The following is an 18,873-nucleotide window of genomic DNA, read 5'->3' as shown; positions in this document are numbered from 1 at the left end:
TTGAAATCGGCTCACCAAATGATAACTTGGTGAGCCAACGAGTTATTTTGCGCAGTACTTTTCATATAGAATTGAAATAACATCAGTTACTTGCTCGTTTTTCAACGTGTAATAAACGACTTGTGAACTTTTACGAGTAGCCACTAAATCTTCCGCTCTAAGTACCGCTAAATGTTGCGATAATGCTGATTGACTCAAAGGAATAGAGGCATTTAGTTCAGTAACACTCAACTCATTATCAAGCAGTTGGCACAAGATCATTAACCGATAGGGATTAGCAATTGCTTTTAGCCACTTTGCCGCGCTTTGGGCATTGGTCACCATTTCATTGACATCAATCTCTTTTTGCATCGGATAAACTCACTTTTTGGTTGATTAGGTTAATCTAATTGAGCAATTTAATTTAATAATGATACTGCTGCGGTTAAGTGAACACAATTTGAGTTGCTAATAGTATGATCGAGTCCGCTTTTATTTAGCACTTGCTTGTATATCTCGGCAGTGAATTAGTAAATTGTGATCGATTCAGCGGTTTATTTTAGCTGCAACTGCAACAATGGCGGTTGGTTTAAATCTATCCGAATGAGCTTTCAATGAAATCAGTGCTGATACTTTATTATTCGCGTGGTGGCCACACTGCAAAAATTGCCCGTGCAATGGCCGAGCATTTACAATCACAAAGCATTGGTTGCGATATCATTCATATTGACCAAGCGGCTGATATCGACTGGCAAAAGTATGATGTGATTGCATTAGGTGCTTGTGTGCTTTACGGCAGTTATCATAAGTCGGTATTTGAATTTGTTAAGCAGTATCAACAGCACATTAAAGCGAAACCCAACAGTTTCTTTAGTGTTAATGTGGTTGCTCGTAATCCTGAAAAGCGAGTACCGGAAAACAATAAATATCTACAGAAATTTATTGAGCTTTCACCTTGGACACCACAAGATGTCAAAGTGATAGCAGGTAAGGTTGATTACCCATCATGGCGTTGGTATGACCGCATGATGATTCAACTCATCATGAAAATTACCGATGGGCCAACCGACCCAAAGGCGATTATTGATTACACCGATTGGGAAGATGTCAAAGTCTATGCCGATCATTTAGTGAGCCTAGCTGACTAGCACTGATTTATTTGTGGCAGTGGATGACTGCCACAAAACGCCACACAACTGACCGCCTTTCTGTATTTCCACTCGATAACAAATCCAGTAAACATCAAACGCATAGCGTCTACTGTCTTGCAAGGTATGGCTTATACTGACGCTGATAGCATGACAAAAATAGGAGCGAACCTTGGACAGTAATAAACTCTATCCCATTGATGGTTTTGAAAATACTTTATTGCTTAAACCGCTTATTGCGGCCAGTGAGGTTACTAATGTCACCGCTGGTGATTACAGTTATTACAGCGATTTCAATGACCCTAGCCAGTTTTTATCTGACAACGTATTATACAATTTTGGCTTTTCAGGTACGTCGTTACACATAGGTAAATTCTGTGCATTTGCCCATGGGGTAAAGTTTATTATGGCGGATGCTAACCATGCGACTGCTGGGGTAACTAGTTTTCCGTTTGCGATTTTTGGCGGCAAATGGGCAGAGCAACTTGCTATTACAGACTACCCATTCAAGCAATATGGTGACACGCTTATTGGCAACGATGTGTGGTTAGGCATGAATGTAACTGTGATGCCGGGTGTAAACATTGGAGATGGCGCAATTGTCGGCACGCAGTCTGTTGTGGCATCTGATATACCACCATATAGCATTGCAGTCGGTAATCCTGCCAAAGTGGTTAAACAGCGCTATAACCAACAGGATAGACAAACCTTGCTGGAGCTTTGTTGGTGGGATTGGGAAGTCGCATTAATTGAGTTAGCTATGCCCATTCTAGTTAACGGAGATGTGGCACAATTGCGTCAGTTTGCAAAGCAGCATGACCTGATTCAGTAAAATTATGTAAGTCGCGGTGCATATCAAGCGCCGCTTGGTTAGTTTTATCATCTGTTGTTTGGTTAGGTTGAGCGGTAATTCGCCGGTTTTTGACTCATCTCCATCAGTTATCTCTTTTTACTTTTTTCGCCAAGTAACCTCCCTTAATTGATGCTATGTTATTGAACTGGAATTAAGTTTTAGTGGCTAGCTATTGCGTCAATCAGGGCAGGGATAACAATGAGAAAAATCATATTTTTAATATGTTTTCTTTTTTTAAAAGGAAGTTGGGCTAGTGAGTTTGTTGCGTGTAAAGATGCCAATCAATTTGCAGAGTTAACGGGTTCTTTATGTACAACAATCGAAGTACCTTTAGTTTATGAGAAGCAAGATAGCGGTACCTTAGAGTTGTTTGTGCGGCAGTTTCCCGCATTAAAACACTCACAAGGCCAGGTTTGGCTTGTGGCGGGGGGACCAGGTGAATCAGGAGCAAGCTTTTATTCCATTATCGATACTTTTAGAGCCAGTTTCGCTAACTTTGATATCTTTGTAGCTGACCACCGCGGGACAGGCTTTTCTAGCGCGATTTGCCAAGGTGAGCATGTTGATTCAGTAGGGGGCAAAGTGCTGGTTGGGGAAGAGTGGGGACAGTGCTTTTCACAAATGTACTCAGCACCGCAATACGTTAAAGCCTTTAATATCACCCATGCTGCAAAAGATCTTCAGCAGCTCATCACCAAATTTTCTGGCCAAGGGCAAACTTTTATCTATTCTGTTTCCTATGGTACACAATTAGTGCTTAGAGCGAGCCAGTTGCAAGGATTTAATGTTGATGGAATTATTTTAGACTCCTTAGTTCCTATGCAAGACGACGGGCAATTTGATTTAAGCCAACGTTCGCATGTGGTCAACATGGTTGGCGAAGCCTTAATAGCTAAATGTGATAAACCGAGTGGATGTAATGGGGTTAAATCTCAATCATTAAAGCAAAAGTTGTCTAAATTAATCACCACATCAAACAACTTAAATGACTATTCAAACCAATTACCTCAAGTAAGCTTAACCAATACCTTAGGCACTATGCTTGATGTCCCACATATTAGAAATCGTCTGCCTGATATTATTCAGCGTCTATCTGAAAATGATATAGAACCGCTGGTTCAAGCCATTGCTGATGTTGAGTCATACTATGGCCAATTTAACCCAGGATATGGCAATTTTGGTTCGTCGATCCCATTAGTGCAGGTCATCACGGCGTCAGAAAACAACCTAAGACCGAAACTAACTAAGGCCGAGGTTAATCAAGAGCAAACTGATCTGTTATTCACCAGTCCTTTACCTAGCTTGATTGCCGAAAACAGTATGCCAACTTATGATAAAGATGCATTTTATGCCGCGTTACCGACATCGTTACCTAGAACTTTGGTGATTCACGGTAGCCTAGATCCTAAAACCCACTTAGATGGAGCAATAGCCCATAGTGAGCAGCTGGCAAAACGTGGTGAGCTTTCATTTATCAAGATTACAGATGGGGTGCATTTCTCCGCATTGAATGCGCCAAGTTGCTTTAAACAGTATGCCGAGCTGTTTATTAGTAAGCAGGTGGGGAATGCTAAATGCCAAGATGAAAAATCATTAGTGCGCTTTTAAGCCTGCCGTTGGGCCGCGTGGGTAATGCGGCCTAATCAATACTTCCAAAAACTGGGATGAAACAGCACTGCGACGGTGAGGATCTCCAGCCGTCCTAATAACATGCCGATAGCGAGTGCCCATTTTGCCACATCGGGTAGAGTGGAGAAGTTTCCAGCTGGACCAATCACGTTTCCTAAGCCTGGCCCCACATTGGTGACCGCCGTGATGGCACCAGAGAAGCTGGTGGTTGGATCCAAACCAGTGGAGACTAATATAATAGAAAGCAAAACGATAACTAGCAAAAACAATAAGATAAAGGTAACTAATGAACGTACGATATCTTCATTGATTACTCTACCGTTGTAGCGTTCGCGAAAAACGCCATTTGGATGAAACTGTTGTTTTAGTTGCTCTTTCATTATCGACAAGGCGATTTGGAAACGGAATATCTTGATGCCGCCAGAGGTTGAGCCAGAACAACTGCCGACAAACATAAGAAATAAGAAGGCAACGTTGGCTAAGGCGCCCCACGCAGTATAGTCGGTTAGCCCATAACCTGTGGTGGTGACAACCGATACCACATTAAAGCTAGCTAATCGCAATGCATCAGCAATACTCATTTGATGACCATGCCATAACCATAGCGCTAAGGTGCAAGAGACCAGCGAGATAAAAATAATAAACCCTTTTACCTGCTGGTCTTGCCAAACGCGCATCGATCTCTGGCTTATGCTTTGAACAAAAAGCAATAAAGGTAGGCCGCCAGCCGCCATAAAAATGGTGCCAACCCAATGCGCTTGCGGGCTAAAAGCGGCCATAGAGCTATCTGATGTTGAGTAACCACCGGTCGATAACGTTGTCATGGCATGGTTAATTGCTTGAAACCAATTCATGCCAGCTAAGTGGTAAGCAAGACCGCATAACACGGTTAGTACAATATAAATATAAAACAGTTGCTTAGCTAAATTCTGGGTTCGAGGGATGGCTTTTTCACCCCATTCAGAAGATTCGGTTCTAAATAGCCGCATGCCACCAACATTTAAAAATGGCAATACCGCAACAGCCATCACAATAAAACCGATCCCCCCCATCCATTGCAGCAAAGAGCGCCACACCAAGATGCTGTGATCCATGGTATCTAGCCCAGATAGGACGGTAGAACCAGTGGTAGTGATACCTGACATGGTCTCGAAAAACGCATCGGTATAGTTGATGCCGTGATACAAGGTGAACGGCATCGCGGCAAAAAGGCTGACGATAAACCAGGTGAGGCTAGTAAGCAGGAACATATCGCGAATGTTGAGCTTAAGGTTGCGGTTATGTCCTTGGTGCATGCAGGCACTAGCGCAGGTGCCACAGACAAGAGAAGAGATCATAAAAGCGCCAGCAGTTTCTTCGTTGTAAAACAGCGCAAAGCCTAGCGGTACAAACATAAACACGGTTAAGGTTGAGAGAAACACTCCCAAAATAAATAACAGTGGCCGAATGTTTAGCATGCTTACACCCTCAATCCTTTGTGGCAGGTTACTGCACTATGACTAAAGAATTAGCTGCCTAAAAGAAGAAGGCGCTCGGCTGGAACAGCTTCTCTACTTCGCCGACAAATTTCTTATTGACTAAAAATAGCACCACATGATCACCTTGCTCGATCACGGTTTTATCATGTGCCATCAGTACTTCTTCATCACGAACAATCGCGCCAATAGTGGTGCCGGGCGGTAGTTTGATTTCGCTGACCTGCTTGCCGACGACTTTAGAAGTATTGGAGTCACCATGCGCAATTGCTTCAATGGCTTCAGCTGCGCCACGTCTTAATGAATAGACGTTACAAATATCGCCTTGACGAATATGGGTTAATAGCGCGGAAATGGTCGCTTGTTGTGGTGAAATGGCAATATCAATGTTGGCTTCTTGGACGATATCGACATAGGCTTCACGTTGAATGAGCACCATGACTTTCTTGGCGCCCATTCGCTTCGCAAGCAGGGCTGCCATGATGTTAGCTTCATCATCGTTAGTGACGGCAATAAACACATCAGTTTGATCTATGTGCTCTTCAAGCAATAACTCTTGGTCTGAGGCGTCACCGCAAAACACTGTGGTATTTTCAAGCTTTTCACTGAGGGCTTCTGCACGCTCTTGGCGGTGTTCAATCAGTTTCACTGAGTGATTACGTTGTAATTGCTTTGCCAAGCCCAGACCAATATTACCGCCACCCGCAATCATGATATTGCGGTAGGAGTTATCGAGTTTTTGCATTTCACTCATGACGGCACGCACGTGGCGGCTATCGGCAACGAAGAACACTTCGTCATCGGCTTCAATAATAGTGGTACCGCGGGGCATGATAGGTCGCCCTTGCCGGAAAATAGCGGCTACTCGGGTATCAATATTCGGCATATGCTCTCGCAGCGCAGCGAGGGCATTGCCAACGAGTGGCCCGCCATAATAGGCGCGGACGGCGACTAAGCTTAGTCGGCCTTCAGCAAACTCCAGTACTTGTAATGCACCTGGATATTCAACGAGACGGCGAATATATGAGGTCACAAGCTGTTCTGGGGCAATAAGCTCATCAATGACAAAGCCCCCCCGCGGGCGACTGTCACTTTGTTTGATTTCACTATTGATGAATAGCTTATCTTTCAGTGCAAGGTATTGCTCAGATCGGATTCGGGCAATTTTAGTGGGCGTACCGAACAACGAATAGGCAATTTGGCACGAGGCCATATTACATTCATCACTGTTGGTAACGGCGATAAGCATATCGGCATCTTCAGCACCGGCGTCTTTAAGTACGTTTGGGTGCGCACCATGGCCACATATCACTCGTAAGTCATATTTGTCTTGCAAGGAACGTAGCCTGTCACGGTTACTATCGACAATGGTGATATCGTTATTTTCGCCGACCAAGTTTTCAGCTAAGGTGCCACCAACTTGACCTGCCCCTAAAATGATAATTTTCATGCTTGCGCGTTATCCTTTCTTTAGGCGTGCGTAATAGAATCCATCCATATTGTCCTGCCCAGGGACAATTTGCCAACCCACTGTTAATGGGTCGCTTTGTTGCTCAATCGTGACCAAGCTAGCATCGGGTGTTCTCGCTAAAAATGCACTGACTTGTTGCGCATTTTCTTGCGGTAAGATTGAACAAGTTGCATATAACAGTGTGCCACCGGGTTTAAGCCACTGCCAGCAATGATCTAAAATTTGTGACTGTAATTGAGCCAGCGCATCAATATCATTTTGTTTTCTTAACCACTTGATATCGGGGTGACGACGAATGACGCCGGTTGCCGAGCAAGGCGCATCAAGCAAAATCCGATCAAACTTATCACCTTGCCACCATGTATCAATGGCGGCTGCATCGCCATGAATCACCTGAGCTTGCAATGATAAACGTTGCAGGTTTTGCTTAACTCGCTCTAATCGCTTGGCATCAAAATCAACTGCCACTAAATCGATGTTATTGGCGGATTCTAGAATATGACAGCTTTTACCGCCTGGCGCAGCGCAAGCATCTAAGATGAGTTCATTATCTTGCGGGTCAAGTAGCTGAGCAGCCCACTGCGCAGCGCCATCTTGTACCGATGCTGCACCTTGGTCGAATTGTGGTAGTTGAGCGACATCTTTGGCTTGTTCAAGCAAAATAGCATTGTGACTCGCCCCGGCAGTCGCCGCTATTTCCGCTTCACTTAGCATGGACAAATAGGTATCGCGGCTTTGTTTGCGGGCATTATTACGCAGCCACATAGGTGGGCGTTGATGACTTTGCTCGATCACATGTTGCCAAGTGTCTGGGTAGGCAGCTTTGAGCTTTTTGATAATCCAAGCAGGAGTATTAAAAGCTAAGGTATCATTATCTGTAGGTAAGGGTTTGTCTTGGCGCTGTATGGTGCGCAATACGCCGTTAACCACTTTAACCAAGCCTTCAAATTTTAGCTTGCGGCAGGCTTCTGCAGTTTCTGATATCGCAGCATGGCTGGGAATTCGGGTAAAATAAAGTTGATAGCAGCCGACCAACAACAGCTGGTGGACAATGCGTTGCTTGCCTTTTAGTGGCTTGCTCATGCAGTCACTCACCAGTTTATCAAGCTGAGGTAGTTGTCGCATTACCCCATAGCACAGCTCAGCAAGCAGCGCCTTATCCTTACTATTATCTAGCTTTTGTTGTTGCTCTGGCAGAGCAACAGACAAGGACAGACCTTTTTCTAAAACTTGAAATACGACTCGAGCAGCCAGTGCGCGAATATTCATTAGGCATCAGCTCCGTCAATGAAGCGGGTCCCAGGGGTAAACCACTCGGCACGAGAGTTTAAAATATCTGCTACAGCCATGGCCTTTTTACCCGGTAACTGCATGTTTTCGATGCACAACACACCGTCGGCTGTTGCAACACAAAGCCCTTGTTTATCGGCGCTGATAATGGTGCCTGGCTCAGCGTCAGTTGTGGTGCTACTTATACTGGCTTGCCACACTTTGATTGTCGCGCCTTGATGACTGAAATGACTGGCTGGCCATGGATTAAAGGCGCGAATTTCTCGCCACAAGCTTATTGCAGGCTTATGCCAATCGATTTGCGCTTCCTCTTTACTGAGTTTTTCTGCGTAGTTGGCTTGCGCTTCATCTTGAGCTTCGGCGGTTAATGTTCCTTGTGCAAGACCTGCAAGTGCGTCAATAAGTGCATCTGGGCCTTGTGCAGCCAGTTTTTCATATAAACTGGCTGAGGTATCAGTATCCTCAATCGGCAGTGATGTCTTTAGCAGCATGTCACCAGTATCTAAACCAATATCCATTTGCATTATGGTGACACCTGTGTGGCTATCGCCTGCCCATAAAGCGCGTTGAATCGGTGCGGCACCGCGCCAGCGAGGCAGTATTGAGCCATGGACATTGATGCACCCAAGTTTCGGCGTGTCTAACACCACTTGTGGCAATATTAAGCCATAAGCGACCACGACCATAATGTCGGCGTTTAAACTAGCAAGCTGTGCTTGAGCATCGGCATCGCGCAAACTCTTGGGCTGATACACTGCAATATCATGGGCTAAAGCGAGTTGTTTTACTGGGCTAGCTTGTAGCTTTTTACCTCTGCCAGCAGGGCGATCGGGTTGTGAATAGACTCCGATAACATTGTGCTCTGATTCAATAAGCGCCTGTAGGTGCCGAGCTGCAAAATCAGGTGTACCGGCAAAGATGATATTTAGTGGTTTCAAATCGCTTACCCTTGTTTGGCTTCTAGTCGTGCAGCTTTTTCGAGCTTTTGTTTAATGCGTTGACGCTTAAGAGGCGATAAATAGTCAACAAACAGCTTACCGTTAAGATGATCCAGTTCATGCTGCAAGCAAATGGCAAATAGCCCGCCAGCTTCAAGGGTGAATTCATTGCCATCACGATCGAGCGCTTTAATGGTCACAAACTCTGCACGATCTACTTTTGCATAGATACCCGGCACAGAAAGGCAGCCTTCTTCGTTGGTGAATTCGCCACGCTTTTCAATGATTTCTAAGTTAATGAAAACTTTTGGACGTTCTACTTCATCTTGTAGATCCATTACGATTAATTGGTGGTGATAATCGACTTGCGATGCAGCTAGTCCAATCCCCTTTTCTTCGTACATGGTTTCGAACATATCATCGATTTGAGTTTGTAACGCAGCGTTAAACTCGGTGATCGGTTTAGCGACGGTTCTCAATCGCTCATCTGGAAATCTTAATACTTTTAGTAAACTCATATATAAACTCTTAACAAGTCTGTCAAATCTGTGCCAGTTGGTTATACTGACTTAAGCTATTAGGTTAATTTTAATCCTTAGTGGCTATCAATAACAGCAAAAGCTCCATATAACCCTAAACTAGTTTTATCAAGAGTGTGCTTTCTGTTAGGAAAGTGGTTTAGGAGGAAGGAACAAACAGCATGGATACCCCGATGAAACGACTACTTTTACTCGGTTTACTGATACTCAATAGTACTTTCTTGTTCGCTGATACCATAACCCTCAAGTCTGGTCACCCTGATCACTACGTGGTGAAAAAAGGTGACACACTTTGGGATATTTCAGGACATTTTCTCAATGACCCTTGGCGTTGGCCAAGTCTTTGGGGAGTTAACCCTCAAATTGCAAATCCACACCTAATCTACCCTGGCGACGTACTAACGCTTGTGTTTATCGATGGTGAGCCAAGATTAGTCGTAAAACCACATATACGTAAAAGCCCGGAAGGTCGGGTAATGCCTAAAGGCGGCGCGATTCCCGCTGTAGATTTATCACTTATTAGCCCATACCTTGTGCAAAACCGTGTGTTAGATAGTCAGTGGCTGGCGGAGCAACCTATGGTGTTAGGGGGTGAAAGCCCCTCTAAACACCATGTTATGGGTGACATTATTTACGTACAAAGTGAAATGCTGCTAGGCCAAAAAGTGGGCGTCTATTACCCAGGGCGAGAATTCACCCGAGAGTCTGATGGTGCATCCTTAGGTCAAGAAGCCGTGTTGACAGCAAGCGGACGCGTGATTGAGTCTGGCCCTGTGTCGAAAATTAAGCTGTTGAGTAACTTGAGGGAAACCAAAGCAGGTTACCGAGTGTTACCTATTGAAGATGAAGCGTTAATGTCGGCGTACTTTATGCCAACGCCGGCGAATTTAGCTGAACCAGCAAGCGTGCTCGCATCGGAGAAAGACGTTCGTGAAATGGGCAAGTTAGATGTTGTTTATTTAGATCGCGGCACTCAAGATGGTGTGCAACCTGGACATGTTTTTTCCATCTATCGTGACGGTGTCGGCGTGGTAATCAATGGCGATGGCCAGCCCGTTCAGCCTCAAGACCGAAGCACCTACGAAGATATGTTGTCTTATGTTTCTTCTGACAATGCGATCAAGATGCCAGACATTTATCGTGGTGAGTTGATGGTATTTAAGGTATTTGACAACGTTAGCTTAGGCTTGATTTTAGTGAACGAAAAACCGGTTCGAGTGCAAGACAAACTCATACAACCTACTTTCTTACAAGGTGAATAGATAACTGACCCACTGGTCGATTGGCTAGTTGTTTCATCGGTTTCTGGGCTAGGACCTGCTCGGATTAAACAGCTTTTACATAACATGGACGTTGCTGAGTTAAGGCACCGAATATTGCATGAACAACATGCGTTACCGGTGCCAGAATCTTTGCTCAAACGTGGCTTAGTGCCTGATGAAAAACGTCAGCAATTGGCGTTAGATTGGCAAGCTAGTGATGCACATCACCATATTCTTTATCCTACACACCCTTGTTATCCACCTTTACTCAATCAAATTACCGACCCGCCAAGCATGTTGTTTGTTATTGGCCATCCTGAGCTATTACTTCGGCCAACTATTGCTATTGTCGGCAGTCGTGCGGTAAGCCACAGTGGTTGTGAAACCAGTTATCAACTGGCTAAAGGCTTAGCTGCTGAAGGGTTTGTAATAACCAGTGGAATGGCTGCTGGTATTGATGGCGCCGCGCATCAAGCGGCCATAGACAGTCACAATTCAACCACCGCAGTGCTGGGGACTGGGGTAGATGTGGTATATCCCAAACGTCACCAAAGCCTGTATCAAGGCATTCAAGTTGAGGGATGTATTATTAGCGAGTTTTGGCCAGGTACCAAACCGTTTGCGGGTAATTTTCCCAAGCGCAATCGCATTATTAGTGGCATGAGTCTGGGCACGGTAGTGATAGAAGCTAATCGTAAGAGTGGCTCACTAATCACAGCGCGATTGGCGATGGAACAGGGTAGGGAAGTGTTTGCTGTGCCGGGCAATATTCTTGATGGTTATCACCAAGGATGTCACGATTTAATTAAGCAAGGTGCTAAGTTAGTTGATGGTGTGGCCGATATTATTGAAGAGATCGACACTTTATCATTGTCCCACCTTGAAGAGTTGCATCGGCGTCACCATATAGGGGAGGAAATAGCTTCTGATTTGCCATTTGCCCCGCTGTTAGCTAGTGTAGGATATGAGACTACACCATTAGATGTTGTAGTTGAGCATAGTGGAAAAACGATAGAGCTAGTACTAGAGCAAATGCTTGAACTTGAACTACAAGGTTGGGTTTCAGCTGTACCCGGTGGTTATATAAGACTTAAGAGGAGCTAGCCATGTTTGATATCCTCATGTATCTATTTGAAAACTATGTCCATAGTGAGGTTGAACTTCTGGTAGATGAAGATGAGCTAACCCAAGAGTTAACGCGGGCAGGCTTTCATCAATCGGAAATCATTAAAGCGTTATCTTGGTTGGAGCACTTAGCTTCGTTGCAAGAGAGCGATCAACCTTATCTGTGTAATCATGATCAGCATTCATTTCGTATTTACACTCAAGCTGAGATGGATAAGCTAGATGTCGAATCCCGAGGCTTTTTGTTGTTCTTAGAACAAATTAAAGTGCTGAGTGTTGAGACCCGCGAAATGGTGATCGACCGAGTTATGGAGCTCGATGAGCCAAGCCTGGTTTTAGAAGATCTGAAATGGGTGATTTTGATGGTGTTGTTTAATGCACCAGGTAATGAATCCGCCTATGAACAAATGGAAGATCTGATTTTTGAGCAACCTGATGGCAGGCTACACTCATAGTTAACACAATAAAAAGGAGGCTGATGCCTCCTTTTTTGATGTCGTTGACCCGTTACTTATAACATTGCGGCTCTAGAAGTGCTGGTGCTGCGGATTAATTGTTAAGTGCTCTGGCATCAAGTAATCGCGGTAGGCATAGCGATTAATCTTGTTAATTTTTGGCTTGTTTTGCTCTGCATCTTCAAAGTTGTCTACCTGCACTTTTAACCAGCTAGCAAACTGGTCTTGGTGCGCGGTGAGATCCTTTAGCAGTAACTCGTATCCTTCAAAATAATCTGTTTTTAAGTACTGACTCAGCTTTATCAGATCTTGTTGATAATGCTCTGCAAGAAAACGCACTGCCATGTAGCTCCACTTATAGGTTCTATCAACGCCATCTTTATATTCAGTGGCGAAAATAGTTTCAAGATCTGGTGCTTGTTCGATGTTGTCTTTGATCACACGTAAAGTCGATGGGTTGTCATCGCCTTTTGCAATGTATTCAGCAAGTCCTTCTGACCACCACACCATTTTTGATGGGAAATGGCCAAAGCCGCCATATTTTACAAAGTGGCCATCGAGGTAATGGACGTATTCATGGTTGAGATTCCAAATGGCAAACTCGGGGGCAATCCAAAACTGTCTAAAGGCAAAAAAGGTTGCTTGATTGCCTGGTTTAGACGGTGTTCCTTCTATGTACATACCACCATTATCGGTCTGAATATCAAACAGCAATTGACCATAGGCGTTGTACTGGCTCCAGTTTTTAAACGCGATGACTCGTAGTGCTTCATTAAAGTCATTGGCTGTGGGTTGCATATTGGTTTGCAGTAGCTGGTGGAAATCACCTTCTTGAGAGGTGAGTTTTTTACAACTGATTGCTAGCTCTTGCTCATTGAGGTCTTGCGATAGGATAAACAGGCTATCTGAACAGTGGTGCTCAATAGGCAAAACCGCCTCTTGCTTTGGAATAGCGCAGATATCATCTTGTGCTAGGCAGGCTTCTTGCCCCGCAAATGTGTTGACGTGAAAGCCTAACGTGTAAGTGGTTTTAGCTATTTTTCCACGGTTTTTGATGTCGGCTAAGGCTATTTCCCTTACAGCATCATCAATCGCTTTCTCTGCTGCTGTGGGCTGTTCGGTTTCACTAGCGGGCAATGCCAGTCGATATAGTGCTAATGCCCAATAACTATTGGCTTTTGGCCAGTCCTGCTGTTGTCTGATGCTCAAATCGCTGCCAGCAAAGCGTAATAGTGGTTGGATAACATTATTTTGAGTGAGTAGCGCATTTAAGCTGCCATCAGCATCTTTTCTGGCGGTATTAAGTAGCAAACCATAAGTGCGTATCGTCTCCCAAAGGGCGTAATCATTGGCTTGATTGCTGTCACTGTTTGCCAACTCTTGAAGTTGCAGACCAAGTGCTGGCAATAGTGTTGCCAGTAGTTCACTACGTTCATTATTGTCGTAATAACGGTAAATCGTTACTGCGATGTGTTCCTGAGTTCTGGCGTCCACATTCTTTTTGGCCATTAATGCAGCTAGCCCTTGAGTTAATTGCTCTGCTTGGGGCGTGGTGATGGCTTCCATATCTGCAAAGTAACTATGAGCTCGTAAATAATACAGAGCTGTATCTAGCTCGGCTAAGGTGCTGCTAGGATCATTAATGACTAATAACATCTGTTCGAAAGTGGTGTTATTAATCAGGGCTTGTTGACTGCTAAATAGTTTTTCTGGTGATAGTTGACTAACGCTGTTGAGCACGTTGGCATCGGCTTTCACCAGTACATCATTTTTGTTAGCGGTAGCGCTGCAACCTGTGCCTGAGAGTATCAATGGACTGCAAATCGCTAATGCGAGCAATGAACGACGAAACATAAGAACTCCTTTTTATTTTTGTATACAATATATCCTTATATAAAAAAGAAACCTAGTGCTATTTCGTTCCCTCGTGGGTTATTGCTTGATAAAATATCATCAATGCCATACTCAAACGGCTTTGTTGCTAGGATTACCGCCATGTCTAAAATTGATCATGAACTGTTTAGCTCCCATGAGCATGCGCTTGAAAAAGAGTATGAGCTGTGTCCTAAATGTGGCTGTGAATTGTCGGTAAAAAATAGCAAACATGGTGGCTTTGTTGGTTGTAATAACTACCCCGTTTGTGACTACACTCGACCTTTGGTACATCATGAATCTATTGAAACCCAAGTGATAGGTGGATCTGAGTGTCCTGAATGCGGCAGTGAGTTAGCGGTAAAGTCTGGGCGCTTTGGTATTTTTATTGGGTGCACTCAATACCCGCAATGCAAACACATTGAAAAGCACGACCAAAGTGATGCAGATGCGATTGATTGCCCTGTCTGTAAAAAAGGCCATATTGAGCATAGAACGAGTCGCTATGGTAAAGGCTTTTATGCTTGCAGTGCTTATCCTAAATGCAAGTTCTTGATTAATTACCCTCCAGTTGCTGAGCCATGCCCCGATTGCGGGTTTGGTTTGTTGGTTATTCGCAAAGGGGCTGCTGGCAGCCGCCTTGAATGCCCCAAAAAGCAGTGCAAATATAAGCGTCCGTTATAACTGGGCAAGCCATACACAGAGCGCCTTAGTCTAACTACCGTTGTGAGTATTAGTGATCTCTGTATAATTTGCCTCAACGAATAAGACGTCAATCACGCGTCACCACACATGAAGGTAGCTTATAATGTTATTGCAGCAGCCGAATCAGGCAGTCGAGACATTAAAACAGGGTGGTGTTATCGCTTACCCAACAGAAGCAGTTTATGGTCTTGGCTGTGATCCTGATAATCAGCATGCACTTGAAAAATTATTAGAAATTAAGCAACGCCCATGGCAGAAAGGTTTAATTTTGGTGGCTAGCAGCTTTGAGCAACTGCATCCCTATGTTGATTTAGATGCGATTCCAGAAGCGGGATTGGCGACTGCTATGCAGCGCTGGCCTGGGCCCTACACGTTTATCATGCCGGTTAATCCTAGTGTCAATTCACTGCTGTGTGGTGAATTTAACTCAATTGCGGTCAGAGTTTCTGCTCATCCAGGTGTCGCAGAACTTTGCCGTGTTTATGGCAAACCTTTGGTGTCTACCAGTGCAAATTTGTCGGGCCAAGACCCTGCATTATCACAACAACAAGTGATAGAGCAGTTAGGTGCCGTTATTGACGGGGTTGTGGTTGGAGAGTTAGGTCAAGAAGCGAAACCTTCCACCATTATTGATGTATTAACAGGTAAAGTTCTGCGTTAAGCATTTCAACAGCACGCTAGAAAAAGGAAAAACTATGAGCGCGCCGGATATTCAACAAGTAAAAGCATATTTATTACAGCTACAGAAAAATATTTGCACCGGATTAGAGCTGCTCGATGGTGAGGCAACATTTATTGCCGATTCATGGGAGCGTGAAGAGGGCGGCGGTGGTACCAGTCGCGTCCTGACCCAAGGTAAAGTGTTTGAGCAAGCAGGGGTTAACTTTTCCCATGTTCAAGGTGCTGCGATGCCTGCATCGGCGACCGCCCATCGACCAGAACTTGCAGGGCGAAGCTTTGAAGCCATGGGGGTGTCACTGGTTATCCACCCCAATAATCCCTATATTCCAACAACCCATGCCAATGTACGATTTTTTATTGCGCAAAAAGAGGGCGCTGATCCTGTTTGGTGGTTTGGTGGCGGGTTTGATTTAACGCCTTATTATCCTTTTAAAGAAGATGTCATTGAGTGGCACCAAAAAGCCAAGGACCTATGTCAGCCTTTTGGCGATGAGGTGTACCCCAAGTATAAAAAATGGTGTGATGACTATTTTTATTTGCCTCACCGTAAAGAGACACGAGGTGTAGGTGGGTTATTTTTTGATGATCTTAACCAATTAGGTTTTGAAGACAGTTTTGCGTTCATGCAGGCGGTTGGTAATGGATTTTTGCCGGGGTACCAAGATATTGTGCTGCGACGCAAAGATACTCCCTATGGTGACAGAGAAAGAGAGTTCCAATTATATCGCCGTGGCCGTTATGTGGAATTTAACCTGGTTTATGATCGCGGCACCTTATTCGGTTTACAAACCGGTGGCCGTACAGAATCAATATTAATGTCCATGCCACCATTGGTGCGTTGGCAATACGCCTATACTCCCGAAGCGGGTAGCCCTGAGGCGTTGTTGTATGAAGAGTACCTAAAGCCTCAGGATTGGTTGGCTAACTCATAATTGTTTAAAAAATCTAACCAATAAACCAGGATTCTGGTTTATTGGTTACGCATATGATCGGCAAGCTGCGCAATGGCTTGATAAATAGCTTGTTGATGTTGCGGGTCACTGATCTCAATGTCGATAGCGGCTTTCATACAAAGTAGCCATTGGTCTCGCATTTGTTCATCAATGGCAAAAGGCATATGCCGTGCTTTTAGGGCGGGGTGACCATGCTTTCGTTCAAATAGTGGTGGGCCGCCTAGCCAACCGCTCAAGAATTCAAATAGTTTTTGTTCCGAATGAGCAATGGGACCTTTATGCATCGCCAATAAGGCTTGGGCCTCGGTGCGAGTCTGCATCTGCTGATAAAATTGCTTAGCCAAGGCGGCAACCACTTTTTCTCCGCCAATACGATCGTAGGCATTAGACTGTTGTGGGTCTCTTTGTGAATTCAAATCGGTTTTCGAAGTGGGTTTTGGTTTAAATAATTTGCTTAACAATTTCATGATGACGTCTAACTACTGACCTTGTTGATATGGATGCCACCGTATAAGAATCTTGATTGTGAGGCAAACTTATCGAGTGAAAAAAACTGCGGTTGAATTACGCTATATGGGTTTGTTTCTGTCATCAAACCACAGTAGACTCGCTAGCACTTCTTCATTAAAGCCTGCATCAAAATGACAGATAAATATGCCGTTTTCGGTAATCCAATTTCCCATAGTAAATCGCCTGATATCCATATGCAGTTTGCTGCACAGACTGAGCAGCAATTAGATTATGGCAAGATTGCCGCGCCTGTTGATGACTTTGCTGGCGCATTAGCCCAGTTTTGGCAAGCTGGTGGCTGTGGTGCTAACGTAACGGTACCTTTTAAAGAGCAAGCCTTTGCCCTATGCGACCAGTTGACCAAAGAAGCAGAATTGGCTGGCGCTGTGAATACCTTGGTACGGTTGCCTGACGGTAACATTCTTGGCGACACCACTGATGGTTATGGTTTGGTCATGGATCTACAACGCCATTTTGGTGATATAAGTGGCAAGCGAGTATTATTGCTAGGGGCGGGAGGTGCGGCTCGCGGCTCTGTGATGGCGCTGTTAAATGCTGGAATTGCTACGTTAACGATAAATAATCGCACAATGAGCAAAGCTGAAGATTTAGCAACTACCTTTTCTGCTTATGGTGAGGTGAGCGCCAATGATTTATCTGAGGTTGGAACCGCATTTGATATCATCATTAATTCAACATCGGCCAGTTTAAGTGGTCAGTCATTATCGTTACCTCAATGGGTTATTGCTAAGCAGACATGCTGCTATGACATGATGTATGCCAAAGAACCGACGGTATTTAACCAATGGGCACAGCAGCACCAAGCAAAAAAAATCGCAGACGGGTTAGGTATGTTAGTTGGTCAAGCAGCAAAGAGCTTCGAAATTTGGCGTGGGGTGATGCCTGAAGTTGATCCTGTATTACAGTCATTGCGTTTACAGCTGAGTTAACTGGGAGAGGTTATGAACCAGAGTATTTTGTTTAATGATGACGCGCAGTGGCTTGAGGCCCAACAACTGGTGATGTTCACAGCACAACAAATGGGGATGAAGATTGAGTGTTATGTCGCTCTTACTAAACTAGCTCAATGGATTGCCCAAAGCGGTATAGATAATACCCAAGAGCCACTGGCTATGTTTGAACAATGCCGTTTTGATGTGGAAGAGCTTGCTGAACGCCTCATCAATCAAGAAGCGTTCAATCAAAAAGGCCAAATAATTATTCAGTAGGTAGAGTGCACTCAACTACCAATATAGTCATTAGCTTGGTTGCTCAGCCAATGTCTCTTCAATGTACTCATTTTTAAGTTTGACGTAGTTTTCAGCTGACGCTGGCAAAAAGGCCTTTTCTGCATCGGTAAGCGGGCGGGCTTTTTTTGCTGGGCTACCCACATAAAGAAATCCTTTTTCTAGGGTTTTCCCTGGTGGAACTAAAGACCCTGCGCCTAATATCACATCATCTTCAATAACTGCACCGTCCAAGATAATGGCGCCCATGCCGATTAAGATACGATTACCAACCTGACAACCATGCAGCATGGCCTTGTGTCCAATGGTGACATCATCACCAATAATTAGCGGGTGACCTACAGGGTTTGCAGCTGATGTTCGGGTGACATGCAAAACTGTGCCATCTTGTATATTGGTACGCTGTCCAATAGTTATATGGTTAACATCACCTCGTGCAGCAACAAGTGGCCACACACTAGAATCGTCACCTATAGTAATATCGCCGACTAATACACAAGCTGGGTCAATATAGACATTATTGTGTAAGGTTGGGCGAATGCCTTTGTACGTTCTTAATGATTGCGACATGGTAAAAGTCCTATAAATAGCGATATTTGCCATTATAAAGCGTAAAAAATAGCAAGTCAGGGTGATTTATAGCCAAACAGGGTTAAATTATCACTTTTCTTTCAAAAAGCGCTTGCACAAAAACTTCAGCTCCCTATAATGCGCTCCCACTGACACGGCAAGCAGCGCTGC

At 44.5% G+C, this 18,873-nt stretch carries 20 protein-coding genes; 11 read left to right on the top strand and 9 right to left on the bottom strand.

Annotated elements, in window-relative coordinates:
* Positions 1–42: 42 nt before the first annotated feature.
* Entirely contained in the window at positions 43–351 is a 309-nt protein-coding gene (locus ACHUFW_RS17750) for an ArsR/SmtB family transcription factor (RefSeq protein WP_394204894.1), read from the bottom strand.
* A 242-nt stretch (positions 352–593) separates the two neighbouring features.
* Here ACHUFW_RS17750 and hemG point away from each other — a divergent pair, with 242 nt between their 5' ends.
* The 3 genes from hemG (at position 594) to ACHUFW_RS17735 (ending at position 3,588) form a co-directional block, all read left to right on the top strand.
* Positions 594–1,127, top strand: a complete 534-nt coding sequence (gene hemG / locus ACHUFW_RS17745; RefSeq protein ID WP_394204892.1) for a menaquinone-dependent protoporphyrinogen IX dehydrogenase — start codon at positions 594–596, stop codon at positions 1,125–1,127.
* 172 nt (positions 1,128–1,299) lie between these two features.
* The gene (locus ACHUFW_RS17740) at positions 1,300–1,959 is read left to right on the top strand and encodes a CatB-related O-acetyltransferase (protein WP_394204890.1); all 660 of its coding nucleotides are present in this window, start codon (positions 1,300–1,302) and stop codon (positions 1,957–1,959) included.
* Positions 1,960–2,178: 219 nt separating this feature from the next.
* Positions 2,179–3,588 (top strand): alpha/beta fold hydrolase, encoded by a 1,410-nt coding sequence (locus ACHUFW_RS17735; RefSeq protein WP_394204889.1) that lies wholly within the window; start codon positions 2,179–2,181, stop codon positions 3,586–3,588.
* A 35-nt stretch (positions 3,589–3,623) separates the two neighbouring features.
* Here the strand turns inward: ACHUFW_RS17735 and ACHUFW_RS17730 are convergent, their stop codons facing one another.
* The 5 genes from ACHUFW_RS17730 to def are packed head-to-tail and all read right to left on the bottom strand — an operon-like array spanning position 3,624 to position 9,301.
* Positions 3,624–5,066: a TrkH family potassium uptake protein gene (locus ACHUFW_RS17730; protein WP_394204887.1), complete on the bottom strand. Its 1,443-nt coding sequence runs from the start codon at positions 5,064–5,066 to the stop codon at positions 3,624–3,626.
* 58 nt (positions 5,067–5,124) lie between these two features.
* Positions 5,125–6,534 carry a Trk system potassium transporter TrkA gene (gene trkA, locus ACHUFW_RS17725; RefSeq protein WP_394204886.1) on the bottom strand — a complete coding sequence of 470 codons (1,410 nt, stop codon included), beginning with the start codon at positions 6,532–6,534 and terminating at the stop codon, positions 5,125–5,127.
* Between the two features lie 9 nt (positions 6,535–6,543).
* A complete protein-coding gene (rsmB, locus tag ACHUFW_RS17720) occupies positions 6,544–7,824 on the bottom strand; it encodes a 16S rRNA (cytosine(967)-C(5))-methyltransferase RsmB (RefSeq protein WP_394204884.1) in 1,281 nt (426 codons plus the stop codon).
* The gene (gene fmt / locus ACHUFW_RS17715) at positions 7,824–8,783 is read right to left on the bottom strand and encodes a methionyl-tRNA formyltransferase (RefSeq protein WP_394204882.1); all 960 of its coding nucleotides are present in this window, start codon (positions 8,781–8,783) and stop codon (positions 7,824–7,826) included. The genes rsmB and fmt overlap by 1 nt, the downstream gene beginning before the upstream one ends.
* Positions 8,784–8,788: 5 nt before the next feature.
* A complete protein-coding gene (gene def, locus ACHUFW_RS17710; protein WP_394204880.1) occupies positions 8,789–9,301 on the bottom strand; it encodes a peptide deformylase in 513 nt (170 codons plus the stop codon).
* 182 nt (positions 9,302–9,483) lie between these two features.
* On the opposite strand from def, the gene ACHUFW_RS17705 reads away from it, so the two are divergent.
* The 3 genes from ACHUFW_RS17705 (at position 9,484) to ACHUFW_RS17695 (ending at position 12,164) form a co-directional block, all read left to right on the top strand.
* Positions 9,484–10,584, top strand: a complete 1,101-nt coding sequence (locus ACHUFW_RS17705; protein ID WP_394204878.1) for a LysM peptidoglycan-binding domain-containing protein — start codon at positions 9,484–9,486, stop codon at positions 10,582–10,584.
* A 114-nt stretch (positions 10,585–10,698) separates the two neighbouring features.
* Entirely contained in the window at positions 10,699–11,688 is a 990-nt protein-coding gene (gene dprA, locus ACHUFW_RS17700) for a DNA-processing protein DprA (protein WP_463602313.1), read from the top strand.
* A gap of 2 nt (positions 11,689–11,690) precedes the next feature.
* Positions 11,691–12,164, top strand: coding sequence for a DUF494 family protein (locus tag ACHUFW_RS17695; RefSeq protein ID WP_394204875.1), 474 nt, complete (start codon positions 11,691–11,693; stop codon positions 12,162–12,164).
* Positions 12,165–12,236: 72 nt separating this feature from the next.
* Here ACHUFW_RS17695 and ACHUFW_RS17690 read toward each other — a convergent pair whose 3' ends face one another.
* A complete protein-coding gene (locus ACHUFW_RS17690) occupies positions 12,237–14,018 on the bottom strand; it encodes a collagenase (RefSeq protein ID WP_394204873.1) in 1,782 nt (593 codons plus the stop codon).
* 141 nt (positions 14,019–14,159) lie between these two features.
* Here ACHUFW_RS17690 and ACHUFW_RS17685 point away from each other — a divergent pair, with 141 nt between their 5' ends.
* The 3 genes from ACHUFW_RS17685 (at position 14,160) to hemF (ending at position 16,354) form a co-directional block, all read left to right on the top strand.
* The gene (locus ACHUFW_RS17685; RefSeq protein WP_394204871.1) at positions 14,160–14,720 is read left to right on the top strand and encodes a DNA topoisomerase family protein; all 561 of its coding nucleotides are present in this window, start codon (positions 14,160–14,162) and stop codon (positions 14,718–14,720) included.
* 124 nt (positions 14,721–14,844) lie between these two features.
* The gene (tsaC, locus tag ACHUFW_RS17680) at positions 14,845–15,402 is read left to right on the top strand and encodes an L-threonylcarbamoyladenylate synthase type 1 TsaC (protein ID WP_394204869.1); all 558 of its coding nucleotides are present in this window, start codon (positions 14,845–14,847) and stop codon (positions 15,400–15,402) included.
* A 34-nt stretch (positions 15,403–15,436) separates the two neighbouring features.
* Positions 15,437–16,354 (top strand): oxygen-dependent coproporphyrinogen oxidase, encoded by a 918-nt coding sequence (hemF, locus tag ACHUFW_RS17675; RefSeq protein ID WP_394204867.1) that lies wholly within the window; start codon positions 15,437–15,439, stop codon positions 16,352–16,354.
* 38 nt (positions 16,355–16,392) lie between these two features.
* Here hemF and ACHUFW_RS17670 read toward each other — a convergent pair whose 3' ends face one another.
* Complete coding sequence (locus tag ACHUFW_RS17670) at positions 16,393–16,842, bottom strand: group II truncated hemoglobin (protein WP_394204865.1); 450 nt, start codon at positions 16,840–16,842, stop codon at positions 16,393–16,395.
* A 174-nt stretch (positions 16,843–17,016) separates the two neighbouring features.
* Between ACHUFW_RS17670 and aroE the strand changes: the two genes are divergently transcribed.
* Entirely contained in the window at positions 17,017–17,835 is an 819-nt protein-coding gene (gene aroE / locus ACHUFW_RS17665; protein ID WP_394204863.1) for a shikimate dehydrogenase, read from the top strand.
* 12 nt (positions 17,836–17,847) lie between these two features.
* Complete coding sequence (locus ACHUFW_RS17660) at positions 17,848–18,114, top strand: DUF1488 family protein (protein ID WP_394204861.1); 267 nt, start codon at positions 17,848–17,850, stop codon at positions 18,112–18,114.
* Between the two features lie 30 nt (positions 18,115–18,144).
* On the opposite strand, the gene ACHUFW_RS17655 is transcribed toward ACHUFW_RS17660, so the two are convergent.
* A complete protein-coding gene (locus ACHUFW_RS17655) occupies positions 18,145–18,702 on the bottom strand; it encodes a gamma carbonic anhydrase family protein (protein ID WP_394204859.1) in 558 nt (185 codons plus the stop codon).
* Positions 18,703–18,873 lie beyond the last annotated feature (171 nt).

The sequence above is a fragment of the Shewanella waksmanii genome, assembly GCF_043643685.1.
Classification (GTDB): Bacteria; Pseudomonadota; Gammaproteobacteria; order Enterobacterales; family Shewanellaceae; genus Shewanella; species Shewanella waksmanii_A.
This window is presented reverse-complemented; position numbering and strand designations above follow the sequence as displayed.

What these genes read in the sequence shown, in the direction of transcription:
- tsaC (WP_394204869.1), top strand. Translation starts at nt 14,845, where the DNA reads ATGTTATTGCAGCAGCCGAATCAGGCAGTCGAGACATTAAAACAGGGT.
- ACHUFW_RS17750 (WP_394204894.1), bottom strand. Translation starts at nt 351, where the DNA reads ATGCAAAAAGAGATTGATGTCAATGAAATGGTGACCAATGCCCAAAGC.
- ACHUFW_RS17735 (WP_394204889.1), top strand. Translation starts at nt 2,179, where the DNA reads ATGAGAAAAATCATATTTTTAATATGTTTTCTTTTTTTAAAAGGAAGT.
- ACHUFW_RS17670 (WP_394204865.1), bottom strand. Translation starts at nt 16,842, where the DNA reads ATGAAATTGTTAAGCAAATTATTTAAACCAAAACCCACTTCGAAAACC.
- ACHUFW_RS17660 (WP_394204861.1), top strand. Translation starts at nt 17,848, where the DNA reads ATGAACCAGAGTATTTTGTTTAATGATGACGCGCAGTGGCTTGAGGCC.
- hemF (WP_394204867.1), top strand. Translation starts at nt 15,437, where the DNA reads ATGAGCGCGCCGGATATTCAACAAGTAAAAGCATATTTATTACAGCTA.
- ACHUFW_RS17655 (WP_394204859.1), bottom strand. Translation starts at nt 18,702, where the DNA reads ATGTCGCAATCATTAAGAACGTACAAAGGCATTCGCCCAACCTTACAC.
- ACHUFW_RS17695 (WP_394204875.1), top strand. Translation starts at nt 11,691, where the DNA reads ATGTTTGATATCCTCATGTATCTATTTGAAAACTATGTCCATAGTGAG.
- def (WP_394204880.1), bottom strand. Translation starts at nt 9,301, where the DNA reads ATGAGTTTACTAAAAGTATTAAGATTTCCAGATGAGCGATTGAGAACC.
- rsmB (WP_394204884.1), bottom strand. Translation starts at nt 7,824, where the DNA reads ATGAATATTCGCGCACTGGCTGCTCGAGTCGTATTTCAAGTTTTAGAA.
- ACHUFW_RS17690 (WP_394204873.1), bottom strand. Translation starts at nt 14,018, where the DNA reads ATGTTTCGTCGTTCATTGCTCGCATTAGCGATTTGCAGTCCATTGATA.
- ACHUFW_RS17730 (WP_394204887.1), bottom strand. Translation starts at nt 5,066, where the DNA reads ATGCTAAACATTCGGCCACTGTTATTTATTTTGGGAGTGTTTCTCTCA.
- hemG (WP_394204892.1), top strand. Translation starts at nt 594, where the DNA reads ATGAAATCAGTGCTGATACTTTATTATTCGCGTGGTGGCCACACTGCA.
- ACHUFW_RS17685 (WP_394204871.1), top strand. Translation starts at nt 14,160, where the DNA reads ATGTCTAAAATTGATCATGAACTGTTTAGCTCCCATGAGCATGCGCTT.
- trkA (WP_394204886.1), bottom strand. Translation starts at nt 6,534, where the DNA reads ATGAAAATTATCATTTTAGGGGCAGGTCAAGTTGGTGGCACCTTAGCT.
- ACHUFW_RS17705 (WP_394204878.1), top strand. Translation starts at nt 9,484, where the DNA reads ATGGATACCCCGATGAAACGACTACTTTTACTCGGTTTACTGATACTC.
- aroE (WP_394204863.1), top strand. Translation starts at nt 17,017, where the DNA reads ATGACAGATAAATATGCCGTTTTCGGTAATCCAATTTCCCATAGTAAA.